14 protein-coding genes are annotated in these 16,716 nt (G+C 33.7%); 3 read left to right on the top strand and 11 right to left on the bottom strand.

The window, feature by feature from the left end; genetic code table 11:
* Window positions 1-132: 132 nt before the first annotated feature.
* Window positions 133-2,355 carry an NADP-dependent isocitrate dehydrogenase gene (locus tag GJV76_RS09570; protein ID WP_155092390.1) on the top strand — a complete coding sequence of 741 codons (2,223 nt, stop codon included), beginning with the start codon at window positions 133-135 and terminating at the stop codon, window positions 2,353-2,355.
* 144 nt (window positions 2,356-2,499) lie between these two features.
* On the opposite strand, the gene GJV76_RS09575 is transcribed toward GJV76_RS09570, so the two are convergent.
* Both GJV76_RS09575 and GJV76_RS09580 read right to left on the bottom strand, forming a co-directional pair.
* Entirely contained in the window at window positions 2,500-3,192 is a 693-nt protein-coding gene (locus GJV76_RS09575) for a LytR/AlgR family response regulator transcription factor (protein WP_155092391.1), read from the bottom strand.
* Complete coding sequence (locus GJV76_RS09580; protein ID WP_155092392.1) at window positions 3,168-4,169, bottom strand: sensor histidine kinase; 1,002 nt, start codon at window positions 4,167-4,169, stop codon at window positions 3,168-3,170. Before GJV76_RS09580 ends, GJV76_RS09575 begins: the two co-directional genes overlap by 25 nt.
* A gap of 245 nt (window positions 4,170-4,414) precedes the next feature.
* On the opposite strand from GJV76_RS09580, the gene GJV76_RS09585 reads away from it, so the two are divergent.
* Complete coding sequence (locus tag GJV76_RS09585; RefSeq protein WP_373425579.1) at window positions 4,415-6,742, top strand: TonB-dependent receptor; 2,328 nt, start codon at window positions 4,415-4,417, stop codon at window positions 6,740-6,742.
* A gap of 4 nt (window positions 6,743-6,746) precedes the next feature.
* On the top strand, window positions 6,747-7,589 hold the full coding sequence (locus GJV76_RS09590; RefSeq protein ID WP_155092394.1) for a DUF4249 domain-containing protein: 843 nt from the start codon (window positions 6,747-6,749) through the stop codon (window positions 7,587-7,589).
* 55 nt (window positions 7,590-7,644) lie between these two features.
* Here GJV76_RS09590 and recN read toward each other — a convergent pair whose 3' ends face one another.
* The 9 genes from recN to ligA form a co-directional block, all read right to left on the bottom strand.
* Window positions 7,645-9,300, bottom strand: coding sequence for a DNA repair protein RecN (gene recN / locus GJV76_RS09595; RefSeq protein WP_155092395.1), 1,656 nt, complete (start codon window positions 9,298-9,300; stop codon window positions 7,645-7,647).
* 17 nt (window positions 9,301-9,317) lie between these two features.
* Window positions 9,318-10,202, bottom strand: a complete 885-nt coding sequence (porD, locus tag GJV76_RS09600) for a type IX secretion system protein PorD (protein ID WP_155092396.1) — start codon at window positions 10,200-10,202, stop codon at window positions 9,318-9,320.
* Window positions 10,195-11,403 (bottom strand): bifunctional phosphopantothenoylcysteine decarboxylase/phosphopantothenate--cysteine ligase CoaBC, encoded by a 1,209-nt coding sequence (gene coaBC, locus GJV76_RS09605; protein WP_155092397.1) that lies wholly within the window; start codon window positions 11,401-11,403, stop codon window positions 10,195-10,197. The genes porD and coaBC overlap by 8 nt, the downstream gene beginning before the upstream one ends.
* Window positions 11,404-11,418: 15 nt before the next feature.
* Window positions 11,419-11,736 (bottom strand): DNA-directed RNA polymerase subunit omega, encoded by a 318-nt coding sequence (locus GJV76_RS09610; RefSeq protein ID WP_155092398.1) that lies wholly within the window; start codon window positions 11,734-11,736, stop codon window positions 11,419-11,421.
* A gap of 10 nt (window positions 11,737-11,746) precedes the next feature.
* On the bottom strand, window positions 11,747-12,553 hold the full coding sequence (locus GJV76_RS09615) for an outer membrane protein assembly factor BamD (protein WP_155092399.1): 807 nt from the start codon (window positions 12,551-12,553) through the stop codon (window positions 11,747-11,749).
* Window positions 12,554-12,718: 165 nt separating this feature from the next.
* Window positions 12,719-13,234, bottom strand: a complete 516-nt coding sequence (locus tag GJV76_RS09620) for a ferritin (RefSeq protein WP_155092400.1) — start codon at window positions 13,232-13,234, stop codon at window positions 12,719-12,721.
* 5 nt (window positions 13,235-13,239) lie between these two features.
* Window positions 13,240-14,124, bottom strand: coding sequence for a 4-hydroxy-tetrahydrodipicolinate synthase (gene dapA / locus GJV76_RS09625; protein WP_155092401.1), 885 nt, complete (start codon window positions 14,122-14,124; stop codon window positions 13,240-13,242).
* Between the two features lie 15 nt (window positions 14,125-14,139).
* Entirely contained in the window at window positions 14,140-14,655 is a 516-nt protein-coding gene (locus GJV76_RS09630; protein ID WP_155092402.1) for a DUF6913 domain-containing protein, read from the bottom strand.
* Window positions 14,656-14,717: 62 nt separating this feature from the next.
* Window positions 14,718-16,715 (bottom strand): NAD-dependent DNA ligase LigA, encoded by a 1,998-nt coding sequence (gene ligA / locus GJV76_RS09635; protein WP_155092403.1) that lies wholly within the window; start codon window positions 16,713-16,715, stop codon window positions 14,718-14,720.
* Between the last annotated feature and the right edge of the window lies 1 nt (window position 16,716).

Here is a 16,716-nt window from a genome sequence, read left to right on the forward strand (position 1 = left end):
TGATAAATCGCTATAACTAAGGGGCATTTTACTAACAATTGTATTAATGATTTAGTATATTTGCCTTAAAGTTTTGAAAAACGAACAGACTCAAGTCTTTGATAATATTGTTTTCATTTAAAATAAAAAAGAATGACACAAAAATCTAAAATCCTTTACACGTTAACAGACGAAGCTCCAATGTTAGCTACGTTTTCATTTTTGCCAATTGTTCAAGCTTTTGCTAAAACAGCAAATATAGATGTAGAAACACGTGATATCTCTTTAGCAGGTCGTATCCTTGCAAACTTCCCAGAATTCTTAAAAGAGGACCAAAAAATTGGCGATGCTCTAACAGAACTTGGTGAATTAGCAAAAACACCAGAAGCAAACATTATTAAATTACCTAATATCTCTGCTTCATTACCACAATTAAATGCTGCTATAAAAGAATTACAAGCACATGGGTATGCTATTCCTAACTATCCAGCTGAACCAAAAAATGACGAAGAAAAAGCTATTAAAGCAAAATATGCAAAAGTATTAGGTTCTGCAGTAAACCCTGTATTGCGTGAAGGTAACTCTGACCGTAGAGCTCCAAAAGCAGTAAAAAACTATGCAAAGAAACACCCACACTCAATGGGAGCATGGACTGCAAGTTCTAAAACAAATGTTGCTTCTATGTCAGAAGGAGATTTTTATGGAACAGAAAAGTCTGTAACTGTTGCTGAAAATGGCAAATTCAAAATTGAATTCATTGCGAAAGACGGTAGCACTAAATTGCTAAAAGATTTTGCACCTTTATTAGCAGGTGAAGTTATTGACTCATCAGTAATGACTTTAAATAAATTAAAAGCATTTGTTTCTGAATGCAAAGAAGAAGCTAAAGCAAAAGGTATTCTATTTTCTACTCACTTGAAAGCAACGATGATGAAAGTGTCTGATCCAATTATCTTTGGAGCTGTAGTAGAAGGTTACTTTGCGGATGTATATGCAAAGTATGCAGACGTTTTTGCTGAATTGGGAATCATACCTAACAATGGATTAGGAGATTTATACGCTAAAATTGCAGGACATGCTAAAGAAGGCGAAATAAAAGCAGCTATTGATACAGCTATAGCTAATGGACCAGCAATAGCAATGGTAAACTCTGACAAGGGAATTACTAACTTACACGTACCATCGGATGTTATTGTTGATGCTTCTATGCCTGCTATGATTCGTACTTCAGGTCAAATGTGGAACAAAGAAGGAAAACAACAAGATACATTAGCTATTATTCCAGATCGTTGTTATGCAGGTGTATATCAAACTGTAATCGAAGACTGTAAAGCGAATGGTGCTTATAACCCTACAACAATGGGATCTGTACCTAACGTTGGTTTAATGGCTCAAAAAGCAGAGGAATACGGTTCTCATGACAAAACATTCCAAGCAGATGCTGCCGGAATCATTAGAGTATCTGATGAAAAAGGTAATATCTTCTTCGAACAAAATGTAGAGAATGGAGATATATTCAGAATGTGTCAAACTAAGGATGCTCCAATTCAAGATTGGGTAAAACTTGCTGTAAACCGTTCTCGCTTATCTGATACACCAGCTATCTTTTGGTTAGACGAAAACAGAGCTCACGATAGAGAAATTATTAAGAAAGTAAATACTTATTTAAAAGATCACGATACGACTGGTTTAGATATTAGAATCTTAAATCCGGTAGAGGCTACGAAAGTTTCTGTAGAGAGAATTCGTCAAGGTTTAGATACTATTTCTGTAACAGGTAACGTATTACGTGACTACTTAACTGACTTATTCCCTATCTTAGAAGTAGGTACATCAGCTAAGATGTTATCTATTGTACCATTGATGAATGGTGGGGGATTATTCGAAACAGGTGCAGGAGGTTCTGCTCCAAAACACATTGAGCAGTTCATTGAAGAAGGTTATTTACGTTGGGATTCATTAGGAGAGTTCTTAGCTTTGGGTGCTTCATTTGAGCACTTGAGCCAAACTCAAGATAATGCTAAAGCTTTAGTTTTAGCTGAAACTTTAGATGAAGCTACAGCTAAATTTTTAGACAACGACAAATCACCTGCTCGTAAAGTTGGTTCAATAGATAACCGCGGTTCTCACTTCTACTTAGCAATGTACTGGGCAGAAGCATTAGCAAACCAAAGCAAAGATGCTGACTTAAAAGCTAAATTTGCTCCAATTGCAAAAGAGATGCTTGCTAATGAAGCAAAAATTAATGAAGAGTTGATTAGTGCTCAAGGAAAAGCTCAAGCTATCCAAGGTTACTATCAACCAAATCAAGAAGCCACTTCAAACGCTATGCGTCCAAGTGCTACTTTGAATAAAATTATCTCATCTATAGCATAAATTATAGATTAAGTATAAAATTAAAAGGTCGTCAATATATTGACGACCTTTTCTTATTTCTGTTTCATACGATTCTATCAATCTAATAAAGCGAATAGAGACAATAAACGCATCTACAAATGCTAATCGCAATAGCTCTATCCTCTATTGATCTAACAAGATTTGATACTTTCTTCCTATTGGAACTTCATCATTGTTTGTCATAGTCATTTTGCCAATAGAGCGCTCTTTTATATTCAATTTATTGACAATGAAAGAACGGTGAACTTGAACAAAATTAGATCCAGATAGGTCATTCTTTATCCCTACTAAAGAGCCATACACAAAATAGCTCTTGCGTCGGCTGTTCGTAAATATCTTGATATAGTTTCCTGCACTTTCTACATAAATAATATCGTCTAAATTAATTTTATAATCCATCCCATCCTCTTTGATGGTAATAAAAGAAGGTACTTCCTTCAATTGAAGCTTATCTTTACAAAATACTTTCGCTTTTTCTACTGCTTTTAAAAACTTAGCAAAAGAAATCGGTTTCAATAAATAATCTACTGCATCATTCTGATAAGATTCTAATGCATAATCGGAATAAGCAGTTGTAACAATAGTTGTTGGCTTTACAGATAACATTTCCAAAAATTCTAATCCAGAAACTAAAGGCATATTAATGTCTAAAAAAAGAATATCCACATCCTTTTCTTGCATAAATAACAACGCATCCTTACCATTATATGCATGCCCTACACATTCTAAGTCGGCACATTGATTAATATGACTTAAAAGTACTTGATGAGCAGGTTTCTCATCATCAACAATTAAACATTTATAGGTAACTCCCATAACTCTAATTTTGTTTTATAATAATTCTTCGATTTAGTCCTTGTAAATTTATATTTCAACTTTGACACTTCTAATCGACGCTCTAAATTCTTTATCCCCACTCCTGTCCCTGTCTGTATCAACTCATCCGCTAAACAACTATTCTCAATTTCAAAAAACAAATGATTATTCTTTTCAGTTCCTCTTAACTTTATAAAGGGTTCTTCCGTTTGCAGAGCAAACTTAATAGCATTTTCTACTAAACTAAAGTACAAAAGAGGAGGTACTTTATACTTTGATATATCTCCTTCATAAGCAATATCCACTATAAGATTATTACTTCTAAACTTATAGTAGTTAAAATACTCTTTCAAAAAATCAATCTCTTGTTCTAAACTGATAAATTCTTTCTTTGTCGCTTCTAACTGATAGCGAAGTAAATGAGAAAGTTGCAAAATGCGTTCAGGCGTTTCACTTGGATTAGTCAAAGCTTCTCCATAGAGATTATTCATAGCATTCAACAGAAAATGAGGATTGAGTTGCATCTTTAAGAAATCTAATTCTGCTACAGTAGAGACAAGGCGTTTTTCTCTAACCGTAATATCATTAAATATCCATAAGTGAATAAAATATGCACCCGTACCTAAAAAGGCAAAAAACAGAATATTGACAATTTCTATCAACCAGGAGTCAAAATCTCCTGTTAACATATTCATATATGCTATTCCTATGACAACTGTTGCCCAATAAAAAGACGATAAAGGAAAGAACTTATCATATTGTTTGGTCATGACATAACGCTTAATCAATATAATATTACTTCCCATGATAGCTCCATAAATAATGAAAAAGGTAGGTAGAAGTTCTTTCCATATTTCAGGAAGCGTTCGATCTCCACGATCTACAGAAGCGGCAAAAGTAAAAATGGATAATAGTATAAGAACTACCATCACATTTCTCAACCAAAAGTTTGAATATATCTTCCAAAGTGACTTCATACAAACAAATGTAGATAATCAATACTCTACAAACTTATAATTTATTATTATTTATTTGAAAACCATTAAAATAATACTCTTTTAGGTATATATATTTAATTAATATTTACGTTACTACCTTTACTACATTTACATTGAAATTAAAAACACTACAAATGAGAAAACACAAAAAGTTTACCAATTTATTAATTGGCATAATACTTCATATTGGAGTATTGTCAACTTTTTCTATCGATACCCATGCGATGTCAAGTTTCTATTCTCAAAAGCTATTGACTTTTCAAGGACAAATTATGGATAAAACATCTCCTTTAATTGGAGCTACTGTCTATATAGAAGGAACTAAATATGCAACTTCCACAGATGAATTGGGTAAATTCCAATTTCAACTTCCTGCAGGAGAGTATACTGTCACTGTTTCCTATTTAGGTTATGAAAATCAATCTAGAAAATTAGAACTAACAGATGATTACACATTAAACATTCAATTAGTAAAGGACAGCAAGCAATTAGATGAGCTGATTATTGTAAAAAATGACAAGAAAGCTGATATCAGAACTCCTGAAATGAGCGTGAATAAACTCTCTATTCAAGACATAAAGAAAATGCCTGTTGTTCTTGGTGAAACAGATATTCTAAAATCAATTCTTCAATTACCTGGTGTAACTAATGCAGGAGAAGGAGCAGCTGGTTTTAACGTTAGAGGAGGTTCTGCTGGACAAAACTTAGTCCTTCTGGATGATGCACCTATCTATAGTTCCTCACACTTGTTTGGTTTCTTCTCTGTTTTCAATTCAGATGCTGTTAAGGATATCAAACTTTACAAGGGAGGAATTCCAGCTCGTTTTGGAGGGAGATCTTCTTCAGTATTAGAAGTATTCCAAAAAACGGGAAACAATACTGCTTTTAACGCTATGGGAGGTATTGGCTTAATTTCAAGTAGAATTATGGCGGAAGGCCCTATACAAAAAGATAAATCCTCTTTCTTAGTAGCAGGTAGGGCTTCATATGCTCATTTATTCTTAAAAATGTCAGACAACAAAAACTCTGCTTACTTTTATGATTTAAATACAAAACTAAACTTTGATTTGTCGCCTAAGAACAAATTATTTTTCTCTGGGTATTTTGGTAGAGATATTTTTAGCTTCACTGATTTGCTAAAGAATAACTTTGGAAATACAGCAGCTTCACTTCAATGGAACCACCTTTTCAATGATAATTTGGTAAGTAATGCTTCTTTAATTTACAGTGATTACTACTATGGTTTAGATATGGATTTGGTAGGTTTCAAATGGGATTCTGGTATTAAAACATATCAATTCAAGCTAGACTTTACGCATGACGTAAAACCAAATTGGCAACTAAAATACGGTGCTGTCTCAACTTATTATGATTTTGCACCTGGTACAATAAAACCTACTAAAGCAGATTCACCAATTAACTACAAGAAGATTGACAATAAATATGCCTTAGAAACAAATGCATACATCGAATCAGAACAACATATTGGACAACATTTTAGTTTTAACTATGGACTTCGATTATCTAATTTTAACCGTGTAGGTAAAGAAACAATTAATTTGTATGAAAACGATCAGGCTGTTATTTATAACGCTGATTTAGGTATATATGATATGGCGGATCCAATAGGAACTAAATCGTATAGCAAAGGGAAATCAATTGATAACTTTACTAATATTGAACCGCGATTTGGTATTTCTTATGCCATAAATGACGATCAATCTATTAAAGCCAGTTACAATAGAATGACACAATATATACAGTTAATTTCAAACACATCTGCTCCAACTCCTTTAGATATTTGGACGCCAAGTAGTTCATATATAAAACCACAATTAGTAGATCAAGTTGCGCTTGGGTATTTTCAAAACTTAAATGACGGAAAATATAGTATCGAGTCAGAAGCATTCTTTAAAAAAGGTAAAAATAGTATTGATTATATAGACGGCGCAGAGTTAATTGGAAATGAAGCTATAGAACGAGTTATACTAAATGGAGAATCAAGAGCATATGGTTTAGAGTTAATGCTTAAAAAGAATACAGGAGCACTCACTGGTTGGATTGCCTACACTCTTTCCAAATCAGAACAAAGAACACCTGGTAGAAATGCTAATGAACCTGGTATAAACAATGGCGAATGGTATAAAACTCCTTATGACAAATTACATGATTTATCTGTTACAGCAATGTATGAGCTAAATCCCAAGTGGAGTTTTAGTGCAAGTTTCACACTACAATCTGGTAGACCTATAACCTATCCTGAAGGTCAATATGAATATGACGGTGTGAGAGTCCCTAACTTTGGCAAAAGAAATGCACATAATCTTCCTGCTTACCACCACTTAGATGTGTCCGCTACCTATATACCAAATCCAAACTCTACAAAAAGATGGAAAGGAGAATGGGTCTTCGGAATCTACAACTTGTATGGTAGATCTAATGCAGCATCTATAACCTTCAGAGAAAATGAAGATGTGAGAGGACAGAATGAAGCAGTACGTATGTCAATATTTGGATTAGTACCAAGTGTTACTTATAATTTTAAATTTTAAAAACATGAAAAAAGCATATCTATTATATTCCATAATCATTAGTTACTTTCTTTTAACCTCATGTGAAAAGGTAATTGATTTGGATCTCCCTACTGCTCCAGCAAGATTAGTTGTAGAGGGAAATATTGATTTTACCCCTGAAAACATCAATGATACATTAAAAATTAAATTATCTCTAACTACAGACTATTACAACTCCAATATCCCAGTTGTAAATAATGCAATCGTTTGGGTCGAAAGAGAGAATGGTACAACTTATACCTTCCATGAAATGAATAATACAGGAGTCTATATATCAACTGAAGTTCCAAAAGAAATCAACAAAAAATACAAACTTCACATAGAGTACGACAATGATGTATATGAAGCAAATGAGATACTTTTAAGTACACCTGTCATTACTGAATTAAAACAAACAAGAGAAAAACTAATCAACGAAGATTTATATGTGTTAAGGTATTACTTCCAAGATACGCCAAAGGAAGATGGCACTCTTAATTACTATTACAGCAAAATAGAGCGCAACAACGACCGACCTTACTTAAGTGTAATTTCAAATGAACATTCGAAAGGAAATCAAATCGAAAAGCTATACATTGACAAGGATACAAAAGTTGATGATGAAATAAATATTAGTTCTTATCAAATATCAAGAAACTATTACAATTATCTAAAACAACTTACATCAAACACTAATTCTGCAGGTGGCCCTTTTCAAGTACCTCCAGGTCAAGTAAAAGGCAATGTAAAGAACCTAACCTCTCCAGACAAACAAGCTTTTGGATACTTTAGGATAACAGAGAAACAAACTTATAAACACAAGATTTTTGAACAACCAAAACCGTAAACTAAAAAAAGAGTTCAATGCGATTTTACTAAATCTAATTGAACTCTTTTTTTATTTATCGCTGTAATAACTCTTTTGCGTGAACTAATGCCGACTCCGATATATCCTTACCTGATAGCATTTGAGCCACTTCCGTTATTCGACTTTCATACGTCAATTCTTCTATTTGTGACGTTGTTGTTTCTCCCTTCGCAGTCTTAAATACTTTAAAGTGGGTATCTCCTTTGGCTGCAATTTGCGGTAAATGGGTTATCGCAAAAACTTGCATTTCCTTGCTCATCTCACGCATAATTTCCCCCATCTTATCAGCAACCTCTCCTGAAACTCCAGTATCAATCTCATCAAAAATAATTGTTGGTAGATTAGAATACTTGGCCAAAGTCGATTTTATAGCTAACATGATACGAGACATTTCACCTCCAGATGCAACCTTCTTTAAAAGTCCAAAATCCATTCCCTTATTAGCAGAAAATAACAACTGCATCTGATCTTTTCCATTTGACATAAAATGGGCAGTATATTCAAACTCAAACTTGAAATTTGAATTTGGCATTCCAACTTGCTTTAAAATATCTATTAATTGTTTTTGTAACACTGGAACTGCCTTCTTTCTGGCTTCTGATAACTGCTTAGCTAATCGCTCTAACACATTTTCTAAGCTCTCTATCTCTTTTGTAACTTCTACTATTTTATCCTCTAAATCAGTGGCAAGAAAAACTTTCCCACTTAACTCATTCTCAATTGTAATCAATTCTTCAACTGTAGCAACTTGATGTTTCTTTTGCAAAGAATACAACAACTGTAATTTCTCATTGGTAATCGCGAGCTGTTCTGGATCCGATATAACGCTATCTACCATGTTCTCAATTTCACCGACGATATCTTCTACCTCAATATCAACGCTACTAATGCGATTAGACAGTTCCTCATACTCTTTAGAAATAGAAGCTAACTTCGACAGTATATTACGGGCTTCTCTTAATCCAGCAACCAAACCTACTTGCTCATCAGTAAATACAGTCAATGCATGGCTAAAGTTCTCACGCACAAACTCAACGTTATTAAGTTTGTCAAACTCTGCTTCTAATTGCTCTTGATTCAAATCTGATAAATGAGCTTCCTCTAATTCTTGTAACAGAAAAGCATTATAATCTTGTTCTTTTAAAAGTTCTGCTTGTGTCTGCAAAAACTCCTTTAACTTACTTTGCAGTTTCTTATATTGCTTTAAATGAGCTTGATATTCTTCTAAAACACTATTATTATCAGCAACAGCGTCTATAATGTGCAATTGATAATTTTCATCTGACAATTCACCTGTTTGATGCTGTGAGTGTATATCAATAAGATAACTACTTAATTCTTGTAAATCAGCAAGGTTAACTGGACTATCGTTGACAAAGGCGCGAGACTTCCCAGAAGGGAGTATCTCCCTGCGAATAATAGTTACCTCTTCATATTCAATATCCAAAGTAGCGAAAACCTCTTTTAATTTATACTCTTTAATATTAAAATGTCCTTCAACTACACATTTCTCCTCCTTGTTCTTTAATGACCCTAAATCTGCTCGTTTACCTTGCAACAATCCCAGAGCACCAAGTAAAATAGACTTACCTGCCCCTGTCTCTCCAGTTATAATAGAAAAACCATTGTAGAATTTTCGCTCTAAAGATTCGATTAGAGCAAAGTTTTTAATAGTCAATAAAGTCAACATATACCTTTAGTTTTAAACTATAAATTATTCCATTTTGCCGAGTTCAGCGGAGCTAATTTATTCAATAATTCGATAACTAACTTTTTATTTTTATCTGTAACACCCGAATAAATATTACTTAACTCTTCCGTTTTTGCATCAAAAAAGATACGCATTAAAAAAGAGCCAGGTCTATTCTTGTGCAACACTTCCAAATCTTGAAGTGATTTAAAAATTCCATCTCGACCATTTTCTAAATTAGAAGACATAACATCCAATCCCTTTAAATGGTAATTGTAAAGCGCTTTTCTATATGGCATACCCGTTCCAGCAATTACATCATTCACAAGATAATATCGAGTATTCGTCCCATCTCCTTGCTTCCAACCTTTTGCCCCAGATTGCTGTGCAATTGAAACAATAGAAGACGCATTCTGATAGAACTCACTTCCTCCCTCTAACTGAAAACTATCTGCATCTAAACCGAGTATCATATTAGCGTAAAAAGCAATTAAACTGGTTAAATTAGAGTCAAAAGAGTTGGGATTATAAAACAAATTTTCAAATTCTATATAAGAAAATGAAATATCTTTATCATTAAAGTTTAAGATAGGACTAGAATAAGAAGAATTATAAATTGGTCTAGTAGCTTGCACTTGCATACTACCTCCTATCAAGTTATTATTATACGAAGTTACAGTAAGGATAAATACACAATCTACCTTTTCTACCGCATTATACTTCTTCGATCCCCAACTTGTATTATTTATAAACTCTTGTAAGGACTTCTCTAAGTTTTTAAAATAAGCTTGATTACTATTTCCTACTTGGCTATGATTAATATTTACAGTTGCATGTAACTCTTGTGAGTAAGAGTTTATCATCAAAAAAAAACAACTAATCAGCCAAATAAGTTTATTCATAATGCTCTACAATTTTTTGCACAATATCTTTTGCAACATCTTCTTTTGATTTTAACTCCATGGGTTGAATATTAAAATCCTTATCTATAAAGGTAACTTTATTTGTTGGTTTACCAAAACCTGCACCTTTATCATTTAAAGAATTCAAAACAATTAAGTCCAGATTCTTCTTTGTTATCTTCTGTTTCGCATGTTCTATCTCATTCTCTGTTTCAAGGGCAAAACCAATGAGAAACTGTTCTTTTTTAATTGCTCCTAAGGACGCAAGTATATCTGGGTTTTTGTCCATTTCGATAACAAATTCCTCAGTATTCTTTTTAATCTTTTGATTGGCAATATGCCTTGGGCGATAATCTGCTACAGCAGCAGCAGCAATAACAGCATCTACTTGCTCAAAATAATCATGACAAACAGTATACATTTCCATGGCAGACATTATCGAGATCACTTTAACCCTTTTATCTTTCACCTTCTGGTTGGTAGGCCCCGAAACCAAAATTACCTCCGCACCTAATCTTGCCAATTCATTAGCAATATCATATCCCATTTTACCAGATGAGTGATTCCCAATAAAGCGAACAGGATCAATAGGTTCGTAAGTTGGTCCCGCTGTTACTAAAACGGTCTTACCGATCAAAGACAAAGATTTTGACAATTCCTCACAAACAAACGCTACGATATTCTCTGGTTCAGCCATACGACCTTTTCCGATTAATCCGCTTGCTAATTCACCTTCCTCTGCAGGAATAATAATATTCCCAAAAGAAGCTAATCGATCTAAGTTCATCTCCGTTGAAGGATGTGCATACATATCCAAATCCATTGCAGGAGCAATATAAACAGGACATTTTGCCGAAAGGTATACTGCCATAAGCAGATTATCACAAATACCGTTAGCCATTTTACCTAATGTATTTGCCGTTGCAGGAGCAATAATCATCAAATCAGCCCAAAGAGCTAAATCAACGTGATTATTCCATGTTCCTCCTTGATCACCAGCATGAAAGAAGTTTGTAAAAGCTGGTTTCTTCGATAAAGTAGATAAGGTATAAGGAGTAACAAATTGATGAGAAGCAGGTGTCATAAGTACTTGTACTTCTGCACCTGCCTTTATAAGTAAACGTACTAAGCCAGCCGTTTTATAAGCGGCAATTCCACCAGTGATACCCAGTATTACTTTTTTTCCGCTTAATACTGACATGTTCTTAGTATATAATTATTTTACAGCTTCTTTAAAAGTCACTTTATTATCTAACCATTCTTCAACAGCTAAAGCATGAGCTTTTGGAAGTTTCTCATAGAATTTTGATACTTCGATTTGTTCTTTATTTTCAAAAACTTCATCTAAGCTATCGTTATAAGTAGCGAACTCTTCTAATTTTTCAATCAATTCACCTTTAATCTCCGTATTGATTTGGCTAGCTCTCTTAGCAATGATTGTAATAGCTTTATAAACGTTACCTACTGGTTCTTCAATTTTATTCTTGTTATAAGTAACTGTGTTTACAGGAGCATTTGTTTTCTTTAAATCCATCTCGCTTAAATTATTTTGAAAATTTTTCTAATTCTTTATTAATATCAGTAATCATACTATCCACTTTCGATCTGTACTTTGTCTCAGCATTAAAGCGAATTAAACCGTCATACATTAATTGTGCATTCTTTAAACGCTCTTCCATTTTCCAAACGACACTATTCATTGCCAATTTATATGCAGAATCAAACTTGTAGTACAATGCATCTTCTTTCAGCTCTGTTCCAGGAAAATCGTATATAAAATTATCCAAAGCTATAATAGCTGCTGTATAATTACGCGTGAATGCTCCAATAGTATTCAACTGTTTTGCATTTTCAAAGGCCTTTCTTTCCAGCTTCTTATTCATCTCTGACATAATGCTATTGGCTTCAAACACAAAATCAGATGTTGGATACTGATCTATAAATCGTTGCAGTTTATCAATAGTCTCATTGGTAATATGTTGATCTAAAGAATAAACTGGTGACAATTTCACACCACATTTAATTTCTTTTAATAGCGCTTCTTCTCTTTTTTCACTACGAGGATAACTTGCTGCAAAAATCCTAAATCTAGAACCTGCTAACTCATAATCCTTAGTAACAAACGTTGCTTCAGCAAAATTATAATACATTTCTTCAGCATCAGGACGAGCTCTATAAGCTGTTTCTAATTGCTCATACAAACGTATTGCACGTCGGTATTTCTTTTGTTCATAATATTGGTTTGCTACCTCTTTTTTATACTCTAGATCCTCTGACTTCAATGCTTTTTGCATAGGACTACACCCCACCAGAGAAAGCATTAAAAAAGATAAACCGATATATCTTTTCATAAATAATTATAGTTTTTTAAAACAAAAGTTTTGCTGCATACTTATTAGAAAGCAATTGCAAATTTAGTTATTAATTGCATTATACAAAAACCTTTTTACACTAAAAAGAAAAGATGCCACTTTTTTGACACCTTTTCTTAAGATACTTATTCTTAATAGACTAAATTACACTGTTGTGTTATTAGTTCCTTGCTGGTTAAACCCTTTAATATCATTGTCAAATAAGTATAAACCACCTTTATCGTCACCAATAAGATTTATCTTATCCAAAATTGTACGAGCCGTCGCTTCTTCTTCAATTTGTTCTGAAACATACCACTGTAAGAAATTATGTGTTGCATAATCTCTTTCTTCTAAAGCGATATGTACTAAGTCATTTATACTTTTAGACACAAAAACCTCGTGTTCAAACAATTGTTTAAAAAGAGTTTTAAAAGAAGAATGATCTAATACCGGTTTAGCTATATCCGGAATAACCGCTTCACCACCTCTTTGATTAATATACTTAATTAACTTCAACATATGCTGACGCTCTTCATCTGATTGAGCAAACATAAAAGTTGCAATTCCTTCAAATCCTTGTATTTCTGCCCACGATGCCATGGCCAAGTAAATCTGAGAAGAATCTCCTTCTAATTTAACCTGGTTGTTTAACGCTGCTTGTAATTTATCTGATAACATATTTCTTATTTTAATATTCTTTTGCTTTCATTCTCTATTCTCTCTGCTAAAGAACGATCGACATTTACTAAAGGTAAACGCAAATGAGTCTCAGATATTTTAGCAAATTTTAAAATTTCCTTAATACCCGCAGGATTTCCTTGTTCGAAAATCATATCAATGATAGGCATCATATCAAATTGCAAAGCAAATGCCTCATCTACTTTACGCGCTAATCCCAAGCGTATCATTTCACTGAACTGTTGAGGAATTCCTTGACCAATAACAGAAATCACACCTGCTCCTCCTGCTAATACAAGTGGTAAAGCAATAGTATCATCCCCAGAAATAACTAAAAAGTCCTTGCGCTCTACTTGACGTAAAATCTCCATTCCTTGAACTATACTTCCTGCTGCCTCTTTAATACCTATTATGTTTTTAAAGTCATTCGCTAACCTCGCCACTGTTCCCGGCATCATATTACTTCCTGTGCGTCCTGGAACATTGTAAAGTATAATAGGTAGAGGACTATGTTCAGCTATCATTTTGAAATGTTGATATATTCCCTCTTGTGTTGGCTTATTGTAATATGGCGATACTGATAATATAGCATCAAATCCTTCTAAATTATCATGAGACAACTCTTGCACTACGGCTTGAGTATTGTTTCCTCCTACTCCTAAAACTAATGGCAATCGCTTCTTATTAGCCTCCACTACTACGCGTTTGACTAACTGTTTTTCTTCTGTAGTTAAAGTTACAGATTCTCCTGTAGTTCCCAAAACTACAAGATACTCAACTCCTCCTTTGATTACATACTCTACCAAATTTTGCAGAGCTGCTACATCTACAGAAAGGTCACTTCTAAATGGTGTAATTAAAGCTACACCTGTCCCTTTTAATGATTGCATAATGATTCTTGACTATTAGTTCTTAAAAATATTTATATACTCAAATAATAATTTTACATATAACTCCGCATCTAATCCATTCATCTCTATATTAAAATGATTGACAAAAGACGTTACTGATGCCAAACCAACTTTGAACTTCGCTTTAGATTGACTCGTACCCCATAACAAAGGTATTGTATCACTCTTGTAAAAGCTAATCAATAGATCAAATGGTTTTTCAACAAATACCTTCAACGATTCATTTGATGTTTTCAAACTTGACTCAAAATCTCTCAACTTAAAAACATACGCATCCTCCTCTTTTACCTTCGAATTACTTCCATCGTAATACAAAACTAAAATATCTTCCCTCTTAAAACCTCTATCTACTAAAATATTTATCATACTCTCTACAGTAGACTGTTCCTTCTTCTCAGACAAAATTCCTATTGTCTTTACTTGATAATTAAATTCTAAAGGAACTGAAGGTAATTTTGTCCCTTCCACCGCCTTGCGTAAAGCTTTCTTTTTTACTGCATTAAACAACATACCATTGTGATTTTTGTAAATTTAAAAAAATTCGTAAACCATGTTGCGTATTTAACATCGATTTATTGAATCATACTTAAAAATTCCTCTTCATTCAAAATGGTAATTCCTAACTTATTTGCTTTCTCTAATTTAGATGGTCCCATTTTATCTCCTGCTACAACATAATCAGTCTTAGAAGAAATCGAACTTCCATTCTTTCCTCCGTGATCTTCTATAGCTTGTTTTATCTCATCTCTGGACATTTTAGTAAAAACACCAGAAACCACAATTGTCTTTCCTTTTAATATATCAGACACTACAGTTGATTCTTTCTCCTCTATTACAAATTGTAGACCATAAGACTTTAATCGCTCTATAATTTCTTTATTTTTCTCATTGCTAAAGAAATCTATTACGCTCTGTGCAATTCTTTCTCCAATCTCATCCACCATTATCATCTCCATCAAAGGTGCTTGAGATAAAGCATCTATATTCTTATAATGTGCTGCTAACTTCTTAGCTACGGTTTCTCCAACAAATCTAATTCCCAAAGCATACAATACTCTCTCAAAAGGAACTTGCTTAGATAGTTCTATCCCTTTTATTAGATTATCTGCGGACTTCTCTCCCATGCGTTCCAATCCCAAAAGCTGTTCTTTCTTAAGTTCATATAAATCCGCATAGTTCTCCACTAATTCATTTTTATACAACAATACAACTGTTTCTTCTCCAAGTCCATCAATATCCATCGCTTTACGGGAAATAAAGTGTTGAATTCTACCAGCGATTTGAGGAGGACAACCATATACATTAGGACAGTAATGTTGTGCCTCTCCTTCATTTCTAACCAATTTAGTTTGACATTCCGGACATTCTTTTATATAAACGGTACGCTGAGAGTCAGCTGGTCTTGCTTCTAAATTCACCCCTACAATCTTTGGTATAATCTCTCCTCCTTTTTCTACATATACAGAATCACCTTCTCGGATATCTAATTTAGCAATTTGATCTGCATTGTGCAAAGAGGCTCTCTTAACGATCGTACCCGCTAATTGCACTGGCTCCAGATTTGCAACGGGTGTTATTGCCCCTGTTCTACCTACTTGATAAGAAATAGTATTCAATATTGTCTCTGCTTGCTCTGCTTTAAACTTATAAGCAATAGCCCATCGTGGAAACTTAGAAGTATATCCTAATTCTTCCTGGTAATGAAGTGAGTTTATCTTAATTACCACACCATCTGTCTCATAAGGCAACTCATGTCTGTGTTCATCCCAATAGGCAATGAACTCCAAAACCTCATCTATATTCTTTGCTAATTTAGACACTATTGGAACCTTAAACCCCCATTCACGAGCCTTCTCTAAGCCTTCATACTGGGTTGCAAAACCTAAATCACTTCCTACAACATAGTAAAGCAAGCAATCCAAAGGTCGTTTGGCAACTTCTGCACTGTCTTGTAATTTCAAACTTCCAGAAGCGGTATTTCTGGGATTTGAATAAGGAGTTTCTCCAATTTCAATCAACTCCTGATTCATTTTCTCAAAACCTGCAAATGGCAAAACTATTTCTCCGCGTATATCAAAACTCTTTGGATAATCACCTTTCAATTTTATTGGAACAGAACGAATAGTGCGAATATTATTTGTCACATCATCTCCTTGTACACCATCTCCTCGAGTAACTGCCTTTATTAACTCGCCATCTTCATAAGTAATACTTATAGATGCTCCATCGTACTTTAACTCGCAGGTAAACTCTACAGGAACATCGCCCAAGTTCTTTTGAATGCGTTGTTCCCAATCCAGTAAATCTTCTTTAGAATAAGAATTTTCCAAAGAATACATACGATAACGGTGAACTACTGTATCAAAATTCTTAGTTATAGCCCCGCCAACACGCTGTGTTGGTGAATTACTATCAAAATATTCTGGATGAGCAAGCTCCAATTTTTCTAATTCCTTTAACTTTTGATCAAACTCAAAATCAGAAATGGTAGGCGTATCTAATACATAATAATTATAATTATGTAAATTCAATTCCTCTCTTAACGCAATAATCTGTTCTTGTACATTCATT

Source organism: Myroides albus, assembly GCF_009711045.1.
Lineage (GTDB): Bacteria > Bacteroidota > Bacteroidia > Flavobacteriales > Flavobacteriaceae > Flavobacterium > Flavobacterium album_A.